General features: G+C 38.2%; 29 protein-coding genes. 23 read left to right on the top strand and 6 right to left on the bottom strand.

From position 1 onward, the window contains the following. Positions 1–13: 13 nt before the first annotated feature. The 5 genes from FS608_RS02940 to FS608_RS02920 all read left to right on the top strand — a co-directional run bounded on the left by FS608_RS02940 (position 14) and on the right by FS608_RS02920 (position 5,226). Entirely contained in the window at positions 14–1,285 is a 1,272-nt protein-coding gene (locus FS608_RS02940) for a peptidase U32 family protein (protein WP_144547767.1), read from the top strand. A 1-nt stretch (position 1,286) separates the two neighbouring features. Continuing rightward, entirely contained in the window at positions 1,287–1,922 is a 636-nt protein-coding gene (gene udk / locus FS608_RS02935) for a uridine kinase (protein ID WP_144547766.1), read from the top strand. Between the two features lie 162 nt (positions 1,923–2,084). Beyond that, on the top strand, positions 2,085–2,561 hold the full coding sequence (gene greA, locus FS608_RS02930; RefSeq protein ID WP_026563493.1) for a transcription elongation factor GreA: 477 nt from the start codon (positions 2,085–2,087) through the stop codon (positions 2,559–2,561). Positions 2,562–2,648: 87 nt separating this feature from the next. Then, complete coding sequence (locus FS608_RS02925) at positions 2,649–4,409, top strand: peptidoglycan D,D-transpeptidase FtsI family protein (RefSeq protein WP_144547765.1); 1,761 nt, start codon at positions 2,649–2,651, stop codon at positions 4,407–4,409. A gap of 115 nt (positions 4,410–4,524) precedes the next feature. After that, positions 4,525–5,226, top strand: coding sequence for a YrrS family protein (locus tag FS608_RS02920; protein ID WP_144547764.1), 702 nt, complete (start codon positions 4,525–4,527; stop codon positions 5,224–5,226). A gap of 40 nt (positions 5,227–5,266) precedes the next feature. Here the strand turns inward: FS608_RS02920 and FS608_RS02915 are convergent, their stop codons facing one another. Further along, positions 5,267–5,470, bottom strand: a complete 204-nt coding sequence (locus tag FS608_RS02915) for a DUF2536 family protein (protein ID WP_144547763.1) — start codon at positions 5,468–5,470, stop codon at positions 5,267–5,269. A 324-nt stretch (positions 5,471–5,794) separates the two neighbouring features. On the opposite strand from FS608_RS02915, the gene mtnN reads away from it, so the two are divergent. The 5 genes from mtnN (at position 5,795) to FS608_RS02890 (ending at position 9,378) form a co-directional block, all read left to right on the top strand. Further along, on the top strand, positions 5,795–6,490 hold the full coding sequence (gene mtnN, locus FS608_RS02910) for a 5'-methylthioadenosine/S-adenosylhomocysteine nucleosidase (protein WP_144547762.1): 696 nt from the start codon (positions 5,795–5,797) through the stop codon (positions 6,488–6,490). A 13-nt stretch (positions 6,491–6,503) separates the two neighbouring features. Next, positions 6,504–7,427, top strand: coding sequence for a PLP-dependent cysteine synthase family protein (locus FS608_RS02905; RefSeq protein WP_144547761.1), 924 nt, complete (start codon positions 6,504–6,506; stop codon positions 7,425–7,427). A gap of 1 nt (position 7,428) precedes the next feature. After that, positions 7,429–8,565, top strand: a complete 1,137-nt coding sequence (locus tag FS608_RS02900; protein WP_144547760.1) for a bifunctional cystathionine gamma-lyase/homocysteine desulfhydrase — start codon at positions 7,429–7,431, stop codon at positions 8,563–8,565. A gap of 486 nt (positions 8,566–9,051) precedes the next feature. Then, complete coding sequence (locus FS608_RS02895; RefSeq protein WP_144547759.1) at positions 9,052–9,192, top strand: YrzI family small protein; 141 nt, start codon at positions 9,052–9,054, stop codon at positions 9,190–9,192. A 45-nt stretch (positions 9,193–9,237) separates the two neighbouring features. Beyond that, complete coding sequence (locus FS608_RS02890) at positions 9,238–9,378, top strand: YrzI family small protein (RefSeq protein WP_144547758.1); 141 nt, start codon at positions 9,238–9,240, stop codon at positions 9,376–9,378. A 449-nt stretch (positions 9,379–9,827) separates the two neighbouring features. Here FS608_RS02890 and FS608_RS02885 read toward each other — a convergent pair whose 3' ends face one another. Then, a complete protein-coding gene (locus FS608_RS02885) occupies positions 9,828–11,624 on the bottom strand; it encodes a M3 family oligoendopeptidase (protein WP_144547757.1) in 1,797 nt (598 codons plus the stop codon). 181 nt (positions 11,625–11,805) lie between these two features. Here FS608_RS02885 and FS608_RS02880 point away from each other — a divergent pair, with 181 nt between their 5' ends. Together FS608_RS02880 and FS608_RS02875 are read left to right on the top strand one after the other, a co-directional pair. Then, positions 11,806–12,489 (top strand): response regulator transcription factor, encoded by a 684-nt coding sequence (locus FS608_RS02880; RefSeq protein WP_144547756.1) that lies wholly within the window; start codon positions 11,806–11,808, stop codon positions 12,487–12,489. 35 nt (positions 12,490–12,524) lie between these two features. Further along, positions 12,525–13,502 (top strand): F510_1955 family glycosylhydrolase, encoded by a 978-nt coding sequence (locus FS608_RS02875; protein ID WP_144547755.1) that lies wholly within the window; start codon positions 12,525–12,527, stop codon positions 13,500–13,502. Between the two features lie 21 nt (positions 13,503–13,523). Here the strand turns inward: FS608_RS02875 and sigK are convergent, their stop codons facing one another. Both sigK and pssA read right to left on the bottom strand, forming a co-directional pair. Then, entirely contained in the window at positions 13,524–14,237 is a 714-nt protein-coding gene (sigK, locus tag FS608_RS02870; RefSeq protein ID WP_026563502.1) for an RNA polymerase sporulation sigma factor SigK, read from the bottom strand. 161 nt (positions 14,238–14,398) lie between these two features. Further along, the gene (gene pssA / locus FS608_RS02865; protein ID WP_144547754.1) at positions 14,399–14,938 is read right to left on the bottom strand and encodes a CDP-diacylglycerol--serine O-phosphatidyltransferase; all 540 of its coding nucleotides are present in this window, start codon (positions 14,936–14,938) and stop codon (positions 14,399–14,401) included. Between the two features lie 127 nt (positions 14,939–15,065). On the opposite strand from pssA, the gene FS608_RS02860 reads away from it, so the two are divergent. Next, positions 15,066–15,845 carry a phosphatidylserine decarboxylase gene (locus FS608_RS02860; RefSeq protein WP_144547753.1) on the top strand — a complete coding sequence of 260 codons (780 nt, stop codon included), beginning with the start codon at positions 15,066–15,068 and terminating at the stop codon, positions 15,843–15,845. A 44-nt stretch (positions 15,846–15,889) separates the two neighbouring features. On the opposite strand, the gene FS608_RS02855 is transcribed toward FS608_RS02860, so the two are convergent. Continuing rightward, positions 15,890–16,030: a sporulation histidine kinase inhibitor Sda gene (locus FS608_RS02855; protein WP_098259603.1), complete on the bottom strand. Its 141-nt coding sequence runs from the start codon at positions 16,028–16,030 to the stop codon at positions 15,890–15,892. 473 nt (positions 16,031–16,503) lie between these two features. Here FS608_RS02855 and FS608_RS02850 point away from each other — a divergent pair, with 473 nt between their 5' ends. From FS608_RS02850 to FS608_RS02815, 8 genes are read left to right on the top strand one after another with little or no spacing between them, the layout of a single operon-like run. Continuing rightward, positions 16,504–17,019 carry a YqeG family HAD IIIA-type phosphatase gene (locus FS608_RS02850; RefSeq protein WP_144547752.1) on the top strand — a complete coding sequence of 172 codons (516 nt, stop codon included), beginning with the start codon at positions 16,504–16,506 and terminating at the stop codon, positions 17,017–17,019. Positions 17,020–17,022: 3 nt separating this feature from the next. Continuing rightward, positions 17,023–18,129 (top strand): ribosome biogenesis GTPase YqeH, encoded by a 1,107-nt coding sequence (gene yqeH / locus FS608_RS02845; RefSeq protein ID WP_144547751.1) that lies wholly within the window; start codon positions 17,023–17,025, stop codon positions 18,127–18,129. 32 nt (positions 18,130–18,161) lie between these two features. Beyond that, entirely contained in the window at positions 18,162–19,001 is an 840-nt protein-coding gene (gene aroE, locus FS608_RS02840; RefSeq protein WP_144547750.1) for a shikimate dehydrogenase, read from the top strand. After that, complete coding sequence (yhbY, locus tag FS608_RS02835) at positions 18,995–19,285, top strand: ribosome assembly RNA-binding protein YhbY (RefSeq protein ID WP_026563509.1); 291 nt, start codon at positions 18,995–18,997, stop codon at positions 19,283–19,285. Before aroE ends, yhbY begins: the two co-directional genes overlap by 7 nt. A gap of 24 nt (positions 19,286–19,309) precedes the next feature. After that, positions 19,310–19,879, top strand: a complete 570-nt coding sequence (locus tag FS608_RS02830; RefSeq protein WP_144547749.1) for a nicotinate-nucleotide adenylyltransferase — start codon at positions 19,310–19,312, stop codon at positions 19,877–19,879. Continuing rightward, positions 19,869–20,435: a bis(5'-nucleosyl)-tetraphosphatase (symmetrical) YqeK gene (gene yqeK, locus FS608_RS02825; protein ID WP_144547748.1), complete on the top strand. Its 567-nt coding sequence runs from the start codon at positions 19,869–19,871 to the stop codon at positions 20,433–20,435. The genes FS608_RS02830 and yqeK overlap by 11 nt, the downstream gene beginning before the upstream one ends. 3 nt (positions 20,436–20,438) lie before the next feature. Then, entirely contained in the window at positions 20,439–20,795 is a 357-nt protein-coding gene (rsfS, locus tag FS608_RS02820; RefSeq protein WP_144547747.1) for a ribosome silencing factor, read from the top strand. Further along, the gene (locus FS608_RS02815) at positions 20,792–21,553 is read left to right on the top strand and encodes a class I SAM-dependent DNA methyltransferase (RefSeq protein WP_144547746.1); all 762 of its coding nucleotides are present in this window, start codon (positions 20,792–20,794) and stop codon (positions 21,551–21,553) included. Before rsfS ends, FS608_RS02815 begins: the two co-directional genes overlap by 4 nt. 56 nt (positions 21,554–21,609) lie before the next feature. Here the strand turns inward: FS608_RS02815 and comER are convergent, their stop codons facing one another. Then, positions 21,610–22,434, bottom strand: a complete 825-nt coding sequence (gene comER / locus FS608_RS02810) for a late competence protein ComER (RefSeq protein ID WP_144547745.1) — start codon at positions 22,432–22,434, stop codon at positions 21,610–21,612. A gap of 87 nt (positions 22,435–22,521) precedes the next feature. Here comER and FS608_RS02805 point away from each other — a divergent pair, with 87 nt between their 5' ends. Both FS608_RS02805 and FS608_RS02800 read left to right on the top strand, forming a co-directional pair. Then, a complete protein-coding gene (locus tag FS608_RS02805) occupies positions 22,522–23,163 on the top strand; it encodes a helix-hairpin-helix domain-containing protein (protein WP_144547744.1) in 642 nt (213 codons plus the stop codon). Between the two features lie 74 nt (positions 23,164–23,237). Continuing rightward, a complete protein-coding gene (locus FS608_RS02800; protein ID WP_144547743.1) occupies positions 23,238–23,696 on the top strand; it encodes a ComE operon protein 2 in 459 nt (152 codons plus the stop codon). Positions 23,697–23,771 lie beyond the last annotated feature (75 nt).

Below are 23,771 nucleotides of genomic sequence, written 5' to 3'. Positions count from 1 at the left end.
GAGGGGTTCAACTATGAATACAGTTAAAGATAAGATTTCTGAAATTATCGATGGAAAACGTGTCATTGTTAAGAAGCCGGAACTCCTTGCTCCAGCTGGAAATCTTGAAAAATTAAAAATTGCTGTCCATTATGGTGCCGATGCCGTGTTTATCGGCGGTCAAGAGTATGGACTTCGTTCAAATGCAGACAACTTTACCTTCGAAGAAATGAAAGAGGGTGTAGAGTTTGCTAAGAACTACGGAGCAAAGATCTATGTAACCACCAACATTTTTGCTCATAATGAAAATTTGAATGGATTAGAAGAATATATCTTAGGCTTGAAGGAAACTGGAATTGCGGGAATTATTGTCGCAGACCCGTTAATTATCGAAACTTGCCGTCGTCTTGCGCCGGAAATTGAAATCCATATTAGCACACAGCAATCACTTTCTAACTGGAAGGCAGCCCAGTTTTGGAAGGAAGCCGGAGCAGAGCGGGTCGTTTTAGCACGTGAGGTAAGTGCTGAAGAAATTAAAGAAATGAAAGATAAGGTTGATGTTGAAATTGAGACCTTTATTCATGGTGCAATGTGTATTGCTTATTCTGGACGTTGTACATTGAGCAACCATATGACTGCAAGAGATTCAAATCGTGGTGGCTGCTGTCAATCATGCCGATGGGATTATGATCTTTACCAACTGGAAGGAAGAAATACAGAAGTGGCTCTCTATGAAGAGGGGAACGCTCCGTTTGCAATGAGCCCGAAAGATCTAAACTTAATTCAAGCAATCCCGCAAATGATTGAACTGGGAATCGATAGTTTAAAAATTGAAGGTCGAATGAAATCTATTCACTATATTGCAACAGTCGTTAGTGTATATCGTAAAGTAATCGATGCCTATTGCGCCGATCCTGAGAATTTTGTCATACAAAAGGAATGGTTAGCAGAGCTAGACAAGTGTGCTAATCGGGAAACAGCACCAGCATTTTTTGAAGGTGTTCCTGGGTATAAAGAGCAAATGTTTGGTAATCATAGCAAGAAGACAAATTTTGAATTTGTAGGTCTGGTTTTGGACTATAATCCAGAAACACAAATGGTTACGCTTCAGCAGCGCAACCATTTTAAACCAGGTGAAGAAGTGGAATTTTTTGGACCTGAAATTCAAAACTTTACACATGTAATTGATAAAATATGGGATGAAAAAGGTAATGAATTGGATGCAGCAAGACATCCGCTTCAAATTGTACAATTTAAATTGAACAAACCGGTCTACCCTAACAACATGATGCGAAAGGAGAACTAGCATGATGCGCAAACCGGTTGTTATTGGTGTAACCGGCGGCTCCGGCTCCGGAAAAACCAGTGTAACAAAATCCATTTATGAAACGTTGAAAGATCATTCCATTTTAGTGCTAGAACAGGATTATTATTATAAGGATCAGAGTAATTTACCATTTGAAGAGCGTTTGAAAACAAATTATGATCACCCGCTTGCCTTTGATAATGACTTACTGATTGAACATATCGAAAAACTTTTACGGTATGAAATCATCGAAAAACCTGTTTATGACTATTCAATCCATACACGTTCTGAAAAGGTTATCCCTGTCGAACCAAAAGATGTTATCATTTTAGAGGGGATCTTAGTACTTGAAGACGAACGGCTCCGAAATTTAATGGACATTAAATTGTACGTAGATACGGATGCAGATTTACGTATTATCCGCCGTTTGACTCGTGATATTAGAGAGCGTGGAAGGACCTTTGATTCCGTTATTGACCAGTATTTAAATGTTGTTCGCCCAATGCATAATCAATTTATTGAACCTACCAAGCGATATGCAGATATCATTATCCCTGAAGGCGGCCACAACCATGTGGCGATTGATTTAATGGTCACAAAAATTCAAACAATTCTTGAACAAAAGTCATTTTTATGAAACAATAGCAAGGAATAGTCTAAATATAAAATTTCAGACTGAAAAAATATTTTCTGTCGCGCGCCCTTTTAAAAGAGGACGCGCTACTATCTATTATGCTGATAGGCATAGATTTACATAAAGTACATACACAGTTCTTAAGGACTAGAAGGAGTGAGGGTTTTGGCTACAGAGAAAGTATTTCCGATGACACAAGCAGGTAAAGAAAAACTGATCCAAGAACTTGAATATTTAAAAGCTGTAAAGCGTAAAGAAGTGGTGGAAAGAATTAAAATTGCAAGAAGTTTTGGTGATTTATCAGAAAACTCTGAGTATGATTCTGCGAAAGAAGAACAGGCTTTTGTTGAAGGACGAATTACTACATTAGAAAATATGATTCGTAATGCCAAGATTATTGCAGAGGCTGCTATGGCAAGTGACTCTGTAACATTAGGTAGTTCTGTTACTTTTGTTGAGCTTCCAGATGGCGATGAAGAAACATATTCGATTGTCGGCAGCGCTGAGGCTGATCCATTTGAAGGGAAAATCTCAAATGATTCCCCAATCGCCAAAAGCCTATTAGGTAAAAAAGTAGGCGATCAAGTATCAGTTCAAACTCCTGGCGGAGAAATGAGCGTTCGCATCGTTAGTATAAAATAATCGTAATTATAACTATTTTTGGTCTTTCATTTGAATAATTGATTGAAAAAAGAAAACCTCGTCAAAACTTTTGACGAGGTGTTTTTTATGTGGCGAAAACGAGCGATCGGATGGCTTATTATTTCTATAATCGGTTTGCTATTACTTCTAGCACGTTTAATGCAAATACAGTTAATTGAGACGGAGACTTTTTCGAAACATAATGTAAATTTACTAGAAGAAAGTGTAAAACAGCGAACACAGGAACTAGTTATTGATAATGGCAGAGGGAATTTTCTAGACCGAAATGGTACCATGCTCACGCATAAAAAAGTGTCCGTTCTAGTCCTTTTCCCATTTTTAAAAAAAATGGATTGGGATGCTGGCAGGGTATCAGACATCTCAGGTATACCTGTGCAGGTTCTTAAAATGGCTGTAGAAGGAGCGAAAAAGCCATTTGCCTATGGCGATCCTGAACCAGTAGAACTTACGACTTCACAAAGGGATAGAATCAATTCTTTGAAAATCCCAGGAGTATTTGCGATTGAGAAAAAGTTCGAGCGATCAGAAGTACCGGCAGAACAATTAATTGGACTTACAGGAGAAAATGCAGCCGAATTACAAAAGCGTTACCCTGATAAAGAACTAGCGGAGAAAACATTGATTGGTGTATCAGGGCTGGAAGAGAGCTTTGATGAATTCCTCCTTCCAGAAGGAAAGTCCAAGCTGGTTTATCATGTCGATGGAGGCGGGGCCCCCTTGTTCGGAATTAATGTGAAATATGTGGATCCGGCCAATCCGTTTTATCCTGTTAATGTTCGGACAACTCTGGATAAGGATCTGCAGCAAAAAGCGGAGAATTTAGTGGATCAATATCAAATTAAAAAAGGAGGACTGGTTCTCCTTAATATTGAGGATAATAGCATCCTTTCCCTTGTTTCACGGCCAACCATCAATAAAAATGACCCCTACAAGGGTGCAGGAATGACAAATACCATGCTAAAACAACAGATCATGGGCTCTGTTTTTAAAACGGTTGTTGCAGCTGCGGCAATTGATCATAATCTTGATAATGCGCAGCGACTGTTTGATTGTAGTAAAAAAATCAATGGTAAACCAGAGCTAAGATATAATTACGGAATGTTGGATTTTTCCACTAGTTTTGCGAGAAGCTGTAATCGGACGTTTGGAGAATTAGCAAAGGAATTGCAAAATATAAACCCACACCTTTTAGAAGATTATGCAGATAAACTATCACTTACAGGTTCTGTTGGCTGGCATGGTGATATTTTTCATACAAATGAATTTAAGCAAATGGCTGATGAAGACAAAGGAAGAGTGTTTCTATCGGATGATGCAAGAAAGGATGCAAATATCGCTGCCATGTCTGGCATTGGACAGCATGAGGTACGGGCAACTCCTTTAGCTGTCGCTAATATGATGGCAACGATCGCAAGAGGCGGAGAAAAGGAGATGGTAAGAGCCGTCTCAAAAATTGAGTATAAGAACGGGACAACAATGGCTGATTTCCCAAAGCAAAACCTAAAAGGTGATAAGATCTCGCCATATACCGCAATGAAACTTCAGAGATTACTACGGGAAGTTGTAGTAAATCCAAACGGAACGGGAAGATGGTTCAAGGACTTGCCTTACGAAGTCGCAGGGAAATCCGGGACGGCAGAGACTGGAAAATTCCAAGCTGGGATGCAGCTGCATAATAAATGGTTTGCAGGTTATTTCCCTTACGAACATCCAAAATATGTCCTTGTTGCCGTGAATTTAGATGTGCTCGATTCGGAGGGCGGAGTAAATACTTTATTTGCTGAGATGGTAAAAATGCTGTATCAAAAAGATCATGGAATGCAATAGGAAATGGTTTTTCCTTCAAGTTCTCTTAAAATCATGTTAGAATATTGAGAGTCTATAAATGTCTGGCTCCAGTTTGAAAAGGAGCTTCTGTATTTTTATTTAGGAGGGAATAATATTGACTAATGACATTAATTCTAAATCACGTTCAGGTTATCGTGCAAAAAGAAAAAAGACAAATATCGTCTTAAATAGTTTAATCGTCGTCGTGCTCTTACTCATAATTTTTGTCGCATACAATATTTTTGCAACAGGTAATGATAATGCTTCACCAAAAAAGGAAAAGACTACAACAGAGCAAAAAGAAACAGCACAAAAGGATACGGAGCAAACAGAGGCAGGAGATGTCACCTCAACAGAGGACGACAGTGTTACTGATACTGCGGCTGATGAAGACCAACTAAGTGAAGAGACTTCCACAACGGATGAATCTGCTGCTACAGAAGATGCGTCTGCTTCGGAGGAAGGAGATGAATCACAGGAAGTGGTAACAGAGGGTGATGGGAATGGAGTAAAGGAGACTCAAGATTCATCATGGCAGCCTGTTGGTACAACTCAAACAGGCGAGCACATCGCTAATTATGATAAATCTTCCGCTGACTGGCAAGAAATGTTGAATGCCATTTCCTATGCTACTGGCTTAGACCAAGCCAACATGACAGTATATTGGCTTGGAAGAGATAAATCTACCACTAATGGCTCGATTAGCACAGTCGCTTCAAAAGATAATAAGCAGAAGTACAATGTCTACCTTCAGTGGGTGGATGGCCAAGGTTGGAAACCTACCAAGGTAGAAGATTTATCTGAGAATGACCATTAAAAATAGATAGTAAAAAACCTCTCAAATCCGAGAGGTTTTTTTATTTCTTTTTAAAATGGACAACGGCAGTAAAATATGTTTGACCATTTTCACTAACATGCATTTGGTGGGAAACGGAATGGACAGAAAGTAAAATTGCACGATTTTCGTCAATTTGGGATTCTATCTTTTTTTGTAAGGTTTTTAAATTATCTGCCTCAAAAAATTCCACTTTATCCTCAATAAGTTCAAATTGAAAATTCATATGATCACCTTCCTATTGTTTGTATTTTAGCTTTTTCCACGAATTCGCACAACGAAATTGTGAAGAACCTGATAAATATAATTAGTTGGGAACAGGTTTTTCCCTAACCCATATTATACTTATAGGATTGGTGCTAAATTTAATCGCGGGAAAAATAGGAGAAGTACTAGCTGTTTTATTAGCATGCTTTTTTCAAAAACGGTAGAATAGTGTTTGCGGATACGATGAATGAATCCGAGGAAGATTAAAAGCAGAAAAGTTACGACCTTTAAACAAAGCAAAAGAGCTATTAGAGGCGTAAAAAAATGAGAAAGAGGTCCAAGTATGAAAATCGCAATCATCGGAGCAATGGAAGAAGAAGTTACCTTACTTAGAGACAATATCGACAATCAAACACAAGAAACCGTCGCAGGATGTGAGTTTACTTTTGGACAAATGCATGGGGCAGATGTCATCTTGCTTCGCTCTGGCATTGGAAAAGTAAATGCAGCTATGTCTACAACTATCCTGCTAGAAAAATATAAGCCTGATTATATCATTAACACAGGTTCTGCAGGTGGATTTAACCCATCACTTAATGTTGGAGATGCGGTTATTTCAACAGAAGTCCGACACCATGATGTCGATGTAACGGCATTTGGATATGAATATGGTCAAGTACCACAGTTACCTGCTGCATTTTTGGCTGATGAAAAATTAATTACAGTCGCTGAAACTGCCGCACAAGAGCTTGATAATTTCCAAATCGTTAAGGGCTTAATTGTCACTGGTGACTCATTTATGGAAGACCCTGTCCGAGTTGATTTTGTCCGTTCCAAATTTAATGACTTGCAAGCTGTTGAAATGGAAGCGGCTGCCATTGCGCAAGTGGCCCATCGATTTGGTGTTCCTTTCGTAATTATTCGCTCGCTTTCAGATATTGCTGGAAAAGAATCCGAACTTTCGTTTGATCAATTTATTGATAAAGCGGCGACCAATTCTGCAACTCTTGTAATGAAAATGGTGGCAGCTTTACGATAGTAGAGGTGAAAACATGAAGGTTTACAAAAATGTTCATGAACTTATCGGGCATACACCGATTGTTGAAATTTCACAGTTTCCTTTGCCTGAAGGAGTTCGTATTTTTGCAAAGCTAGAATTTATGAATCCAGGCGGCAGTGTAAAAGACCGCCTCGGGATCGAGCTATTACAGGAAGCGTTTACTTCTGGAAAATTACAGACCGGTGGTACCGTGATTGAACCAACGGCCGGAAATACCGGGATTGGCTTAGCGCTTGCGGCTATTAACAAAGGAGTACAGGTGATACTATGTGTTCCTGAAAAGTTTAGCATGGAGAAGCAAGACTTAATGAAAGCGCTAGGGGCTAAAATTGTTCATACCCCAACTGAGAAAGGGATGAAAGGGGCAATTGCCAAGGCTGAGCAGCTTTTGAAGGAAATACCTGGTTCGTATTGTCCGCAGCAATTTGGTAACCCTGCGAACCCTGAAACCTATTATAAAACACTTGGACCGGAACTTTGGGATCAAATGGACGGTCAAATTGATATCTTTGTTGCGGGAGCAGGCACCGGCGGAACATTTATGGGAACCTCACGGTATTTAAAAGATCAAAAGAAAGCCGTTAAAACGGTTATTGTTGAGCCAGAGGGGTCGATCCTAAACGGTGGAGAATCAGGTCCTCATAAGACCGAAGGGATTGGAATGGAATTTTTGCCTGGCTATATGGATCCAGATTACTTTGATGCGATTCATACGGTTCCGGATCAAGCCTCTTTTTCCTTGGTCAAGGAATTAGCTATGAAAGAAGGCTTACTGGTGGGCAGCTCTTCAGGTGCAGCCTTTCATGCTGCATTGAAAGAGGCAGCGGAAGCGGAGCCTGGCACAAATATTGTGGTTATCTTCCCTGACGGAAGTGAACGTTATTTAAGCAAGAGGATCTTCGAAGGAGGTATTTAGATTGAAAAGGAAAACACAATTGATTCATGGCGGAATAAGTAATGACCCTGCAACTGGGGCGGTTACCTTTCCTATTTATCAAGTGAGTACGTATAAGCAAGAAGGTGTCGGAGGACATAAGGGGTATGAATACTCACGCACCGGAAATCCAACAAGATTTGCGCTAGAGGAATTGATTAAGGAGCTTGAAGGAGGCAAAGCAGGATTTGCTTTTGGCTCTGGGATGGCGGCCATGACAGCAGTAATGATGCTGTTTAATAGTGGTGATCATGTCATTCTGACAGATGATGTTTATGGCGGCTCGTTTCGTGTTATGACTAAAGTCTTGAATCGATTAGGAATTGACTCTACGTTTGTTGATACAAGTAAAGCCGAAAATATTTTAAGTGCAATTAAACCAAATACGAAAGCGATCCATTTAGAAACACCTACCAACCCGCTTTTGAAGATTACTGATATTGAGGCAGTGGCAAAGCTTGCTAAAGAACATAATCTGTTAACCATTGTCGATAACACATTTTCGACACCATATTGGCAAAATCCAATCGAACTTGGTGCAGATATTGTTGTGCATAGTGCCACCAAATACCTTGGCGGGCACAGCGATGTTGTAGCAGGTTTAGCTGTTGTTAACAGTGAAAAGCTAGCGGAAGATCTCCATTTTGTGCAAAATTCAACAGGAGGAATCTTAGGTCCGCAAGATTCCTATTTGTTAATTCGGGGGATTCGTACTTTAGGGGTTCGCTTGGAAGAGATGGAAGCCAATACAAAAGCTATTGTAGAATTTCTACAAGGACACGAGAATGTGAAAAGAGTTTATTACCCTGGGATTGAATCACATCCAAATCATCAAATTGCTAAAAAGCAAACCAGAGGTTTTGGTGGGATGGTTTCATTTGATGTTGGAAGTGCCGAGAATGCTGACAAATTACTTAGTAAGGTGAAATATTTTACATTAGCAGAAAGCCTTGGAGCAGTAGAGAGCTTGATTTCAGTACCAGCAAGAATGACCCATGCATCAATTCCCGCAGAACGCAGAGCAGAACTTGGAATCACAGACGGCCTCGTAAGAATATCAGTGGGCTTAGAAGACGCAGAAGACCTCATCGAGGACCTAGACAATGCATTAAAATCGTAAAACCATTGGGTGTCAGGCACCAAACCATTGGATGCCTGACACCCTTTTTTAAAATTAGGCTTTTGAATTAATTTAAAAAATTTTCACTAAAAAGGTTTACAAAGTGTTTACACGTGGATATAATTACCGTATAAAGTAAATTATTCCAAAAGGAGGTCGAAGAAAATGATGTTAACTTTAACTGGCAAGACAGTAGCAACAATTGGCATGACTGCAGCATCTACAAGTGTATATTTGAATATCAAACATTCGACCCGACTGGAATGGATTGCTTAATATTACGTTAAGTTACCATACATATCCATGCCGCAGGGAGAGTGACCCCTTGCGGTATTTTTGTGCCTACAAATAACCGGGCCGCAGGGGATAATCTTCTGCGGCCTTTTTGTGCCCTTTTTGAGAGCATTTTGGATATGTACAGCATAGTTTAAATTTGTTGAGACTGGAACTGGATTACAAAAAATTATTTAAAGGAGGTGGTTTTCCATGACACTTAATATTTTCTTCTTCTCAATTACATTTAAAAAACGTGAGATCAGTCTTCAAGAGGCTGCCAACCAGGAAATGGTTGAAAAGCTTTATGAGCAAAACAAGGATAAGCAAATTTCCATGTACCGCTATATGTAATGGAAATACTTAAAATAACAGAATGAAACAAGGAAGTGAACAAAAATGACTCTAAATATCATCTTCTTTTCAATCACAATTAAGAAAAGAAAAGTAAGCATAGAAGAAGCTAATCATCAAGAAATGGTTGAGAAGCTTTATGAACAAAACAAAGACCGTCAAGCATCCATTTTCCGGAGCATGTAATTAGTTGAAAATTTGAAAAAAAGAAAGGTGGTTTTATATATGAGGTTTTTATTAATACAAGGTCGGGGTGCAAGTTTCTGGATTATGAAGGATACCACCTAGCTGAGAATAAAAATTAGGAGGTAACGAGATGCCGCTGCATATCTTATTATTGTCGCTATTCTTTAAATCAAAGAAAAAAGTTCATAATGATATCATAGATAAATATAATTGCTAATGGCTTAAAGTTTTTGTTAACAAAACGTTCAAATATCCCTCCGATAGATACTGTGAAAATATGATAAATTCAAATTAGAAAGAACAGGATCTATCTAAGGGGTGGAGAGTATGTTCATGGTTGTGATGGCTATCGTCATTACTGCGGCAATCGGCTGCGTAATTTCAGCTGAACTTAGTGTAGAATAAAAAGTAAGCATCGACCACCAATCGGTCGATGCTTTTATTTTTCCTTACTTATCTGTCAACATTAAGAATTCATCAATATCATCAAGACAAATTCGAACGGCTTTCTCCCAGAAATCTGGTTGGGTTAAATCAACTTGTAAATGTTTCTTTGCAAGGTCTTCGACTGACATTGACGCTGTATCCCTCAACAAGGCAATGTACTTTTCTTCATAACCTTTGCCTTCCCCTAGCGCCTGTGCATAAATGCCTAGTGAGAAAAGAAAACCAAATGTATACGGGAAATTATAGAACGGAACACCAGTAATAAAGAAGTGTAGTTTCGAAGCCCAAAATAATGGATGATACTCTTCTAATGCATCGTTATAGGCCTCTTTTTGAGCTTCAAGCATTAACTCATTTAAACGTTCTACCGCGACAGGACCTTGTTTTCTTTCCTCATAAAAGCGGGTTTCAAACAAAAAGCGCGCATGAATATTCATCAATAAAGCAACCGTTCTTTGGATTTTATCATCAAGAAGAACCAGCTTTTCCTCTTCATTCTTTGCATTTTTTACTGCTGCATCCGCAACAATCATTTCAGCAAAGGTTGAAGCCGTTTCAGCAACATTCATCGCATAATTCCGGTTAAGATGATGGACACCCTTCATAGCAAATGTGTGGAAGCCATGACCAAGTTCATGAGCTAATGTTGAAACATTTGATGGTGTTCCAGAGTAAGTCATGAAAATGCGGGACTGATTACTTTCCGGAAAGAAAGTACAAAAGCCGCCAGGTGCTTTCCCAGGACGATCTTCCCCCTCAATCCATCGCTCCTCAAATGCTTTTCGAGAGAAAGAAGCCATTTTCTCACCGAAAATCGCGAAGTTCTGTTCGATAAATTCAGCTCCTTCTTGATAAGTAACCTTTGAAGCCTTCTTTCCATATGGGGCATCTAAATCGTACCAACTCATTTTTTCAATTCCTAAGAGCGAGGCTTTCCGCTCTAAATACTTAACGAGTTTTTGTTTATTATTCGAAATGACCTCCCACATGGTTTCCAACGTTCCCTTTTCCATACGGTTAATACTGAGAGGCTCTTTCAATATATCCTGCCAGCCTCTTTTCTGGTAAACGCTTAAGCGAAAGCCAGAAAGATGATTAAGGGTTTTGGCTAGAAAGTCAGCCTGTTCACCCCAAGCCTTCTCCCAATTTGCAAAAATTGCTGAGCGAATACCCCTGTCAGGGCTTGAAAATTTGTTAAAAGCCTGACCGACTGACAGCTGTTTCTCTTCTCCGTTTTCGTTAAAAGGGATTTTTATTTTTCCAACGATTAAATCATACAACTGACCCCAGCTATGATAACCATCCACACCAAGGGCACTAATTAATGCTTCCTCTTCTTTAGAGAGTTTGTCTTTTGCACGTTCACGCCGTTCCGTTAATATGTAAGAAAGTACATTTAATTGTTCATCTGTTAATAGCTTCGTCCAAACATCATCAGTGATCGATGTTAATGAACTGTCAAACTTACTAAGGGCTGTTTGGAAGGCAGCACTTAAGCTGGTTACTTTCGCGTCCAGGTTATAAGCCTTTTTATCGTCCGTATTTTGTGCCTGTAAACATCCAACAAAGGCACCTGCTTGACGCAGCTTTTTAGCCGCATGTTCAAAGTCTTCAAGTAATTCTTTCAAGAGTTTTGCGTCCTCAGTGGAATTGAGTGGCGACCAGTTATTCACTTTTGTTTGGAATTGCTCTATTAATTCTGAAGTGAGGATTAAGTGGTTTGCAAATTCTGCGGACTCACTGCCGCCTTTAAAAATTATGTCCAGATCCCAAACATCCAAATATGGAGTGACTGTCATTCTATATACCCCCTTTATGTATTTACAACCTAATTATATAAATATTTTTCAAAAAGTTCTATACACTACGCTTTCCGAAGGATAGAACGAAGCGGTGGAAATTACTATTATCTTCATATTTGTATTAGTTTGTATATAGTATAATTTAATTCTAGATTTCTATTTAAGGGAGTGGAAGTTCGTGAAAAAAATACTTCTCGTAGACGATGAACCAAGAATGTTAGATTTACTTTCCCTTTATCTAACTCCCAAGGGATATAACTGCATAAAAATGACAACTGCTCGGCAGGCAATTCATTATTTGCAAGAAGAGACGAAAGCGGAAATCATTTTGTTAGATGTAATGATGCCTGAAATGGATGGCTGGGAAGCATGCCAGGAAATTCGAAAAAACTGGGACATCCCAATCATCATGCTGACTGCACGAAGTGAAAAAAATGATATTGTAAAGGGTCTAAACATGGGGGCGGATGACTATATTTCAAAACCCTTTGATGAAGAAGAATTACTTGCACGTATTGATGCCGTTTTAAGAAGAAAAACAGGTTATACAGGAATAATTGGGTTTAAGGGGCTTGAATTGAACGAAGACTCTTTCAGTGTTTCTTTCAATAATCAGCAAATCCCTGTGACACCAAAAGAATTTGCTTTATTAGCTCTTTTACTTAAAAATCAGAATAAAGTGTTTACACGGGAACACCTTTTAACAACAATTTGGGGTTATGCTGCTCAGGCAGAGGACCGGACGATTGATTCCCATGTTCGGAATTTACGAGATAAATTACGAAAAACAGGGTTTCCAGTTGATGAATATTTGACAACCGTATGGGGACTGGGGTATAAGTGGATGGATAAGGATTCATAAATGAATACCTCATAGTTTAGTATGGAGGGAAAAAAGTGAAGAAAACAATGAAAGTCTTTCTTGGAATGTTGACTGGAATCATGCTGCTAGCTGCCTCAGGTTGTCAAGGCACAAGCCAAGATCAAAAGCAGCAGCCACAACCAGAAAAGAAAGAAAAAGTAACCTATGATATTATTCAAGCGAAATCATTAAAGGTAGGTCAGATTCTTGGTATTGGTTATCCAGGAAATGATTTTGCTTTGTACGTTGCGACAGATAAGGGCTTAAAAATGTTTAACGGCTCAAATTGGTTTGAAGCAACAACGAACCAACATGAATACTATAGTTTTCAAGCTGTAAGTACTGGTTTTATTGCAAGCGGACACCCGCAAAAAGGTTCGGGATTAAAGGACCCGCTTGGTATCATTCAAAGTGTCAATAAAGGACAAACTATCAGTAAATTATCCTTCTACGGTCAGTCGCTTTTTCATTTCATGGGCGCAAGTTATTCAGGAAAAGGTCTCTATGTGATTAAAGAAGACCCAAATACAAAAACCTTAGGTCAAGGTCTGAACTATTCTAAGGATAATGGGACCACGTGGAAAAATAGTACATTAAAGAATTTTAATGCGGATTCCTATGGAAGGATTGCCGTTCATCCGAAAAATGGGGATATCATCGCGATGCCGACACGGTCTGGTATTTATTATTCGACCGATAACGGAAATACGATGAAACAGATCACAAATCCATTTATGGTAACGTCTCTTACATTTAGCGGAGATACAGTTTTATTTTCAAGTGTGGAAAACAAGAAAATATTATTAAAAACGATTAATCCTGCAACTGGTGAACAAAAAAATATTGAGATTCCATTTCTAGATTATGAAAATCCAATTACTTACTTAGCAGTCAATCCTCAAGATCCAAACCAAATAGCCTTCACCACCATAAATAATGATATATATGAATCGATAGATGGTGGAGTTAAATGGAATAATCCGATGCAGAATGGAAAAACAGAGCTGAAATAAACTTTCGGCTCTGTTTTTTTGTTACTTTTTCTTTTTTTCTTTCTCAGCCCGATAGAATTCATGGAACATTTTCATTAAGGCGCGTTTTTCAATCCTTGAGACGTAGCTTCGTGATATGCCCAATTCTTTCGCAATTTCTCGTTGTGTTTTTTCCTTTTGCAGGTCTAGACCGAAGCGCCCGACAATTACTTCTTTTTCTCGGTCATCCAGAACTTCAATGTATTTCTTTACCTTCTCAAGTTCCATGTTCAACTGAATCGTATCGATTACATCTTCAGATTCTGACTTTAGTACATCAATTAATGATATTTCGTTTCCTTCCTTATCTTGACCAATCGGATCGTGTAAGGAAACATCCTTTTTTGTTTTTTTAAGGGCCCTTAAATGCATCAAAATTTCGTTCTCAATACAGCGTGCGGCATAGGTTGCTAGCTTTGTCCCTTTCCCTTCTGAGTAGCTCTCGATCGCCTTAATTAAACCAATCGTTCCAATCGAAATTAAATCTTCCGAGTCTTCCCCTGTGTTTTCGAATTTCTTTACTATATGCGCGACCAATCTCAAATTGTGTTCAATTAGCATATTACGCGCATGTGAATCCCCTTCTGCCATTAAGCGAAGATATTTTCTTTCTTCTGCAGCAGATAGGGGTTGAGGAAAAGCATTATTTTTTACATAGGAGACAAGGAATAAAAATTCTTTCATTAAATATCCGAGAGCTGTTAAGATTCCAGACATCCATATCTACCCCCGTCTTTTTTGGCTATTTCGCCTATTATTAATTCCTATGAAGGAAAAGGGAAATTGTGTCTGTCCATAAACTTTTTTATTTGAGAGACATTTTTTTTGAAAATAAAAAGCATCCATCGTCGGCGTGATGGATGCCTTAAGTTCAATAATTAGACTTTTTTCAGTTTAAATGGACTTACCATAAGGAATGATAGAATGATGGTAATAAATAGGAATGATTGCGATGGAATATAAGGTATGGCCAAGAAGCTAAGAGTGGCCAAGCAACCTGCTGCGGTAATGGGTAAACCTGTAAAATATCCATTGCTCTCTGATATATTGAAGCGTGCTAATCTAAAGGCACCACATCCAATGTAGAAAACGGTGAAAAATGAACCTGGTCCGCCAAATTCATGTAAAATTCCTTGATATAGTAATAGTGCAGGTGCTACACCAAATGATATAATATCACTCATGGAATCCAACTGTTTGCCTAATTCCGATTCGATGTTAAATTTTCTTGCAATCATGCCATCAAAACGATCCGCCAATGCCGCAATAAAAATTAACAGCAAGCTTAATCTTAGATTTCCATGGAGCCCGAATATTATTGCAAATCCGCCAAGCGATAAATTTGTTAAGGTGAGTACATTTGCTGTTTGCGATTTAAGTTTTTTTATTGTTTGATCAAGTACGTCCAACAAAAACATGCTCCACATCACTCCTTTTTTAAGCCAAAAGGGAATTCAAATTCGTTAATTTATTCTATAATATTTAATTTTAAGCGTTTTATGTCTTTTCGTAAAGAGTATTTTTACACTATTTGGGGGTAGTTCGATGATTCAAGGTCTTTATCGTTTCATGATTGAGTTAACAAATGGCAGGTGGACATCAGTTATTTTAAGAAGATTTGCCCGTTCTTCTGTTAGTCGTTTTATGATTCCTTCCTTCGCCAAGATTTATCACTTAAACCAAGAAGAAATGGAGAAGGAGTTGTCAGATTACCCTACTCTTCATGATTTATTTGTTAGGACATTGAAAAGGGAAGCAAGAATAATTGATAAAAGTGAAGAAACAGTTGTCAGCCCTGTGGATGCTGTTATTGAAGATGTTGGTCAAATTAGAGAGACTAGTGATATTCTGGTCAAAGGGAAGATGTATTCCATTGAAGAAATGCTCGGTGACCAAGAGTTATTAGCCAAGTATATACATGGTACATATATGATTCTTTATTTAAGCCCAAGTCATTATCATCGCATACATAGCCCTGTAAATGGGATTGTCACCAAACAATGGACACTTGGCTCTAAATCATATCCTGTCAATAAGTTGGGATTAAAATATGGGGTTCGAACGCTTGCAAAGAATTATCGGGTGATTACTGAAGCCAAAACAGATTACGGGTATGTAGCAATTGTTAAGGTTGGGGCAATGTTTGTTAATTCGATTGAAACCACACACAAAGGATCCGAATTAGAAAAGGGCAGTGAAATGGCTTACTTTAGTTTCGGTTCAACAGTTGTCTTGTTATTCGAAAAAGATATTTTTCAAATCGATTCAACCATTCATACCCCGAAAGAAATAAAAGTCGGAGAGAAAATTGGGGTTTTTAGATAGTACGAATAAAAATGGGCAAAAAGAAAAGCCCAATTAGGGCCAAGTTATGAAGACATTTTTATTTTATGGTATAAGGAACGGCGGAGCATTTCTGACTCAATTAGTCCAATAAAATCAGGACTTAGGTTTAATTCTCGTGCTTTAAAATATGATTCAATTAGTAATTCATCTGATAGTTTTCTCACGGCAAATTCCACCTCCGATTTGCAAATAAAGTGTTCTATTATAGGAATGATAAACATAAAATGGTATGTTCAATTGGTGTACCCTAAATCTACCAAATTTATTCCTATAGAACAATCGTTCCATTTATCCACATAATCTGGTGGATAACTTGTGATTACTTTGTTTATAAAATGATGAAAAGTGTATGATTCAATGGGTATAATGTTAATAACTTTATCCACAATATTTGGAAATGACGAAATTTGTCGAAAATTATTTTTGATGTTTTTTATCCTGTGTTGGATTACTACTCCTAACAAATGATTCTGCCAAAGAACATAGAGAGAAAAAGTATTAATCATGTATTATCATGTTTTGATGAATAATAAGTTTAAAACATCTTTTAATCTTTGAAACAAAGGTTAAAATTGGTTATGATGGTACATGTGAAAAAATAATGAACGAATTTAGATGTCAATGAGGTGTAAGCTTAGTGTTAAAACAATTTTTACCGAATGAGCATGTCAAAAGCATTCTTGATATATCTCCTGAGCAGTTAAGTGCCAAGGGAGTTAAAGGGATCATTACGGATTTAGATAATACGTTAGTAGAGTGGGACCGCCCCTTTGCTACTCCTCAATTAATTAAATGGTTTGAGGAAATGAAAAGACACAATATCCTCGTAACAATTGTATCTAATAATAATGAAGAACGAGTCAAAGCTTTTTCTGATCCTTTGAAAATTCCGTTCATTTTTAGAGCGAGGAAGCCGTTTGCAGTTGCTTTTCATAAAGCAATTTCACAGATGGGAATAAAAAAAGAAGAAGCTGTAGTGATTGGAGATCAGTTACTGACGGATGTACTTGGCGGAAACCGGGGTGGATTTCATACTATCCTGGTTGTACCTGTTGCGCAAACGGATGGCTTTTGGACAAAATTTAACCGTTTTGCTGAAAGAAGGATTTTAAATTGGTTTCGAAAAAAAGGTATGCTTCAATGGGAGGATTAATGTGTGAGTGAACATCAATATATATGTATGGGTTGTGGGGTAAAAGTTCAAACTGAAAACCCAGAGGAACTAGGATATGCCCCAACATCGGCTTTGGAAAAGGAAATGATTATCTGCCAGCGATGTTTTCGTCTTAAGCATTACAATGAAGTTCAGGATGTCAGCTTAACGGACGATGATTTCTTGAAAATATTAAATGAAATGGGTAAGTCAGATGCTTTGATTGTCATGATCGTCGATATTTTTGATTTTAATGGCAGCTGGCTGCCTGGATTACACCGTTTTGTTGGTAGTAATAAAGTGCTCCTTGTCGGAAACAAGGTTGATTTGTTACCTAAGTCTGTGAAGCATAGCAAATTAATTCATTGGATGAAACACGAGGCAAAAGAACTCGGATTAAAACCGGAAGATGTATTCCTTGTCAGTGCAGCCAAAGGGATGTATGTTCGGGAAACTGCGGCGGCCATTGATGAATACCGGAACGGTAAAAACGTCTATGTCGTGGGTTGTACAAATGTTGGGAAATCTACGTTTATCAATCGAATTATTAAAGAGGTAACAGGTGAAACGGATGTGATCACCACCTCCCATTTTCCAGGAACGACATTGGATATTATCAAAATTCCGCTCGATGATGAAAAGTCATTAATTGATTCTCCTGGTATTATTAACCATCATCAAATGGCTCATTTTGTAGATAAGCAGGATTTAAAAATTATTACCCCTAAAAAGGAAATCAAGCCCAAGGTATTTCAATTAAATGAAGGGCAGACCTTGTTCTTCGGCGGATTAGCTCGCTTTGATTATATTAGCGGAGGGCGTAGATCATTTGTTTGTTATGTCTCCAATGAATTAAATATTCATAGAACAAAAATGGAGAATGCCGATGAGCTTTATGAAAAACATGTGGGGGAATTGTTAACTCCCCCTCGTATGAATCAAATCGATTCTTTTCCGGAACTAGTGAAACAGGAATTTATCATCAAAGAAGCAAAAACAGACATTGTTTTCTCTGGTCTTGGCTGGATTACTGTCAATGAGGCTGGTGCAAAGGTAGCTGCTTACGTTCCTAAAGGAGTACAAGCATTAATTCGGAAATCATTAATATAAATAGATAATGCTTAATGGGTGGGGGAATACTGGTGAAAAAATTATATGCTGTTTTGGGGGATCCAATCGGACATTCAATGTCTCCGTTTATGATTAATGATTTATTTTCCTTTTATAACATGGATTCCGTTTATTTACCATTTCATGTGAAGGGGGAGAATTTACATGATGCTGTCAAGGGTTTAAAAGCGGTGGGTGTCGGTGGATTTAATGTAACGGTACCACATAAAAGCAGCATTATTCCCTTTCTGGATGGTATAGATGAATTAGCCTTAAATATCGGAGCGGTTAATACTGTAGTGAATGAGAATGGTCAACTAATTGGCTATAACACAGATGGTCCTGGTTTTTTAAAAGGGTTAAATGCTATATTCCCTAATTTAACAGGTCAAAAAGTTTTGATTATTGGAGCAGGCGGTGCAGCGAGAGCCATCTATTTTACGTTGGCTAAGGAAAACACTCAGAGATTAGACATTGCCAATCGTACAATGGATCGGGCTATTGGATTGATCAATGATTGCCCTTATTCCGTTGATTCTAGAGCGTGTTCCTTTGAAGAATCAATTGAATCACTAGGGGAATATGATTTAATTATTCAAACAACATTGATCGGCATGTCTCCCAAAATTTATGAGCAGCCAATCGCAGTAAATAATTTAAGGAATCAGTCAGTCTTTTGTGATATCATATACAATCCACTTGAAACACAATTTTTAAAAGACGCACGTCAAAATGGAGCAAGAATCCAAAACGGAATAGATATGTTTGTTTATCAAGGAGCCCTTGCTTTTGAAAAATGGACAGGTATATTCCCAGATGTAGAAAGAATGAGAGATAATGTGTTAAAACAACTAGGAGGAAGAACATGTTAACAGGAAAGCAAAAAAGATTCTTACGTTCAAAGGCTCACCACTTAGATCCTATTTTTCAAGTAGGTAAAGGGGGAGTAAACGAAAATATGATTAAGCAAATTGCTGATGCACTTGAAGCAAGGGAGCTTTTTAAAATCAGCGTTTTGCAAAATTGTGAAGATGATAAAACGGTCGTGGCTGAGCAATTGGCAGAGGGTACAGGAGCTGAAATTGTCCAACTTATTGGGAATACGATCGTCCTCTATAAAGAGTCTGTAGAAAAGAAAACAATCAAGCTTCCATAATCGAATGTATAAGGAGACGAGCGCATGAAAAAGGTGGGAATATTGGGAGGAACCTTTGATCCTCCGCATTACGGACATCTTTTAATTGCAAATGAGGTTCTTTCTAGCCTAGAACTAGATGAAATTTGGTTTATGCCAAATCAAGAGCCTCCACATAAGAAAAAATCGGAATCGATAACAAATGAAGACCGCCTGCAAATGCTTGAATTAGCCATCCAAGGAAATGATGCTTTTCGAGTCGAAACGATTGAACTTCATAGAAAAGGCCCTTCTTATACAGTCGATACGATGAAAATGATCAATGCCCAGTATTCCGACCATCAATTTTTCTTTATTATTGGCGCGGATATGATAGAATACCTGCCAAAATGGCATAAAATTGACGAATTGATTAGACTTGTCCAATTTGTTGGTGTTGAAAGACCTGCCTATAGCAGTCAAACCGATTACCCTGTCCTTTACGTAGATGTGCCTGCAATGGATGTATCATCAAGTATGATTAGGGCTAGGGTAAAAAACAAACAGACCATTCGGTATTTATTGCCGGATTCGGTCATTCAATTTATCGAGGAGAAGCAATTGTATGGAACGTGAAGCGGCATTAAAGCTTGTTAAGAAACAATTAACCGACCATCGCTATCAACATACCCTAGGAGTAATGGAGACAGCAATCGTCCTTGCACAGCAATATGGCGGGGATGAACAGAAAGCTGAATTAGCAGCCATTTTCCATGATTATGCAAAATTTCGGCCAAAAGAAGAAATGAAGGAAATTATCGCTAGTCAAGGATTCCCAGAGGATTTACTTCATTTTAATTCAGAATTGTGGCATGCACCTGCGGGTATGTACTTGGTGGAAAAGGAAGCGGGCATAAAAGATCCTGAAGTGTTAGATGCCATTCGCTATCATACATCAGGAAGACCGGCAATGACGCTTTTAGAAAAAATAATCTATTTGGCCGATTACATTGAACCAGGCCGTCATTTTCCTGGCGTGGATGAAGTAAGAGAAATGGCCAAAGAAAATTTAGATAAAGCATTAATTATGGCAATTAAAAATACAATTAGCTTTTTATTAAAAAAGAATCAAACGGTTTACCCTGATACATTCTATACGTACAATGACCTAATCGCGAAACTGGAGGATTGATTCATGAATAATCATGAACTACTAAAAATTGCAGTTAAAGCTGCAGATGATAAACGAGCAGAAGACATCCTTGCTTTAAATATGCAGGGGATTTCCCTCATTGCGGATTACTTCATCATTTGTCATGGTAATTCCGATAAACAAGTTCAGGCAATTGCAAGGGAAATAAAAGAAAAAGCGCAAGAACATGGATGTGAAGTAAAAAGAATAGAAGGCTTTGATGAAGCAAGATGGGTATTAATTGACCTAGGCGATGTCGTAGCCCATGTATTTCACCGTGACGAAAGAAGCTATTATAAGTTAGAACGCTTATGGGGCGATGCACCGATTGAAGATATCCTTAGTGAGTTAAATACATGAGTTATCAACAATTCGCTTATCTTTATGATGAATTAATGAAGGATGCACCCTATGAGGAGTGGGTCGAGTTCGTTAAAGATAGGTGCGTAAAATATCATGTTAAGGGCACTCGTTTACTTGACTTGGCATGTGGCACGGGTGAATTATCCGTCCGCTTAGCACAAGATGGTTTTCAAGTAACGGGTGTCGATTTATCTGAGGATATGCTAGCCGTAGCCCAGGCAAAAGCTGAGGAAAAAGGGCTAAGAATTCCATTCTTTCAGCAGAATATGGCAGATTTGGAAGGTCAGGCGGAATTTGATGTCATTGGTATTTTATGTGACTCATTAAATTATCTGCAAACTGAGGAAGAAGTTAGGGCAACATTTTCAAACGTTTTTCAGCATTTGAGCAATAAGGGAATTTTCCTCTTTGATGTCCATTCGATTTATAAAATAGCGCATCTATTCATAAATCAAACTTATGCTTCAAGTGAGGAAAATGTTTCCTTTATTTGGAATAGCTTTGCTGGAGAAAGTTTAAATAGCGTTGAGCATGAGCTAAGCTTCTTTGTGTTGGACGAACAGACCGATAAGTATGACCGTTTTGATGAACTTCATTTTCAACGTACATATACAGTACAGCAATATTCAAACTGGTTGGTCGAGGCCGGTTTTGAAGTGCTGGAAGTCAGTGCTGATTTTGAAAACTCAGCCCCTCACTCACAATCAGAACGCATCTTTTTTGTAGCAAGAAAACATAAAGAAAGCCATCTATAAAAAAAGATGGCTTTTTATCTTAATAAAAAAAGGAATATTGTCAGTTCTTGGCGAAATTAATAATTAGAGAATTGTGATTCCACTTTATCAAGGTCGTCTTTAAATTTTGCATGTGTTGCCTGGAAGATATGTTCAAAAACATCCCCGAGTTCATTATCCAATACCTTTATTCCTTCACCTGTAATTCCGCCCTTAACACATACCTTATCTTGTAGTGACGGCAAGGTGTAATGCCCTTGCTTCAATAATTCACCTAGTCCGACAATCATTTCACTAGCCATCGTAGTTGCATCGTTTTCATCAATTTCAGTCTCTTTAACTGCTGCTTTAATGAAACTTTGGAGTAAATAACTGAAGAAAGCGGGACCACAACTAACGATATCCGAGGCAGCCCTCGTAATTTTTTCATTGATATGGACTGGCACTCCAATTTTAGTGATTAATTCCTCAATCTTCGTCTTCCATCGCGCGCTGCAATTTTCTCCATAAGTAATCAGCGTTACCCCAGATAGGGCTCGATTTGTAATACTTGGAATTACCCTTGCGACTGAACAGGAGACCTTTTTTTCAATTTGGCTTGTACTGATAGGACTCGTTATCGTAATTACACATTTTTTTGGAGTTAATTGTGGTTTAATTTCATGTAAAATTTTATATACATCTAACGGTTTGACACAAACAAATACCAAGTCGGACTCAGCAGCTACTTCTCCTGGATTTGCCCCAACCTTTATTTCCTTATATTTATCTTTAAGCAACAAGGCTTTTGATTTTGTTCTGTTTGTAATCATCATAGAAGCAGGGGAAATGGCTTTTCCTTCAATCATAGCTTCTACCAACATGCTCCCCATATTACCAGTACCGATAATGCCTATATTCATTGTTCCGACCCTCCTCGCATGCAATTATTCTTTTATAACCATATGAAATCAGGAAGTGAAATATACCTTTAGAAAGGAAGGATCAAAGTGAAAGACTGGTTGATTGAACACAAGATTTCTGTTTTGCTGGGGGCTTTATTAGTATTAGGCGGTATTTATTATTTTTATGTTAGTGATTCTGCAACCTCTACCCCCGTTAACACACTTAGTTTGGAAGAAAAGTTCCAAGAGGATGAGAAAGAAACAGGAAGTATTCAATCCGACAAACAACCTGACTTACCAGAAAAAATTATGGTGGATGTGAAAGGACAAATTAAACAGCCTGGAGTATATCAAGCAAATACGGGTGAACGAGTGATTGATGTTATTAGCCGGGCTGGGGGATTAACGGACAAAGCAGACCAAGGCTTGGTGAATTTTGCTGAACATGTCAAGGATGAAATGATTATTTACATACCCGCAAAAGGAGAGGCGGGAATTTCATCATCTATCACCTCTTCAGGTAACCCTGGCTTGTCAGTTGGCAGTCAAAAGGAAGCAAAAATTAATATTAATAAGGCAGATGAAACAGAGTTGCAGAATCTTCCCGGCATTGGACCTGCTAAGGCAGCGGCCATCATCGAATATAGGAATACTAGTGGCCCCTTTAAAGCGGTCGAAGATTTAAAAAGTATCAGCGGGATTGGGGATAAAACATTTGAAAAATTAAAGGATTTGATTGCTATTTAAAAAATCTTTATTTGACCAAAAAGGACAAGCGCTATTACACTTATAGAGAACGATCAAAAAAGGGAGTGGGAGAAGTGGAGAGAATTTCTTGGGATCAATATTTTATGGCACAAAGCCATTTGCTCGCACTTAGAAGCACATGTACCAGGTTGACAGTGGGTGCAACCATCGTTAGAGATAAACGAATTATTGCCGGGGGCTACAATGGTTCCATAGCGGGCGGTGACCATTGTATTGATAAGGGGTGTTATGTGATTGACAATCATTGTGTCAGGACAGTCCATGCTGAAATGAATGCATTACTCCAGTGTGCTAAATTTGGAGTTCCAACCGCTGACTCTGAAATTTATGTCACTCATTTTCCGTGTCTTCAATGCTGTAAAGCAATTATTCAAGCAGGGATTAAAACAGTTTATTACGCCGAGGATTATAAAAATCATCCATATGCAATCGACCTTTTCAAACAGGCAAATGTTACAATTGAAAAGGTTGCTCTAAACGAGTCAGTGATTGATTTACGAATGGTTAAATAATAATTTTTCAAATGGGCGCCGGTTATGTACCGGCTCCCCTAAATATTTTATAAAAAGACATTATATATGGAGAAA

Source organism: Bacillus sp. X1(2014) (genome assembly GCF_007678255.1).
This window is presented reverse-complemented; position numbering and strand designations above follow the sequence as displayed.

Excerpts from the sequence above, each read along its gene's own strand:
- comER (WP_144547745.1), bottom strand. The coding sequence starts at position 22,434 with ATGAATATAGGCATTATCGGTACTGGTAATATGGGGAGCATGTTGGTA.
- FS608_RS02830 (WP_144547749.1), top strand. The coding sequence starts at position 19,310 with ATGAAAAAGGTGGGAATATTGGGAGGAACCTTTGATCCTCCGCATTAC.
- FS608_RS02905 (WP_144547761.1), top strand. The coding sequence starts at position 6,504 with ATGAAGGTTTACAAAAATGTTCATGAACTTATCGGGCATACACCGATT.
- rsfS (WP_144547747.1), top strand. The coding sequence starts at position 20,439 with ATGAATAATCATGAACTACTAAAAATTGCAGTTAAAGCTGCAGATGAT.
- yqeK (WP_144547748.1), top strand. The coding sequence starts at position 19,869 with ATGGAACGTGAAGCGGCATTAAAGCTTGTTAAGAAACAATTAACCGAC.
- FS608_RS02890 (WP_144547758.1), top strand. The coding sequence starts at position 9,238 with ATGACTCTAAATATCATCTTCTTTTCAATCACAATTAAGAAAAGAAAA.
- FS608_RS02925 (WP_144547765.1), top strand. The coding sequence starts at position 2,649 with ATGTGGCGAAAACGAGCGATCGGATGGCTTATTATTTCTATAATCGGT.
- yhbY (WP_026563509.1), top strand. The coding sequence starts at position 18,995 with ATGTTAACAGGAAAGCAAAAAAGATTCTTACGTTCAAAGGCTCACCAC.
- pssA (WP_144547754.1), bottom strand. The coding sequence starts at position 14,938 with ATGTTTTTGTTGGACGTACTTGATCAAACAATAAAAAAACTTAAATCG.
- FS608_RS02885 (WP_144547757.1), bottom strand. The coding sequence starts at position 11,624 with ATGACAGTCACTCCATATTTGGATGTTTGGGATCTGGACATAATTTTT.
- udk (WP_144547766.1), top strand. The coding sequence starts at position 1,287 with ATGATGCGCAAACCGGTTGTTATTGGTGTAACCGGCGGCTCCGGCTCC.
- FS608_RS02940 (WP_144547767.1), top strand. The coding sequence starts at position 14 with ATGAATACAGTTAAAGATAAGATTTCTGAAATTATCGATGGAAAACGT.
- FS608_RS02815 (WP_144547746.1), top strand. The coding sequence starts at position 20,792 with ATGAGTTATCAACAATTCGCTTATCTTTATGATGAATTAATGAAGGAT.
- sigK (WP_026563502.1), bottom strand. The coding sequence starts at position 14,237 with ATGTCTGGAATCTTAACAGCTCTCGGATATTTAATGAAAGAATTTTTA.
- FS608_RS02895 (WP_144547759.1), top strand. The coding sequence starts at position 9,052 with ATGACACTTAATATTTTCTTCTTCTCAATTACATTTAAAAAACGTGAG.
- FS608_RS02860 (WP_144547753.1), top strand. The coding sequence starts at position 15,066 with ATGATTCAAGGTCTTTATCGTTTCATGATTGAGTTAACAAATGGCAGG.
- mtnN (WP_144547762.1), top strand. The coding sequence starts at position 5,795 with ATGAAAATCGCAATCATCGGAGCAATGGAAGAAGAAGTTACCTTACTT.
- FS608_RS02915 (WP_144547763.1), bottom strand. The coding sequence starts at position 5,470 with ATGAATTTTCAATTTGAACTTATTGAGGATAAAGTGGAATTTTTTGAG.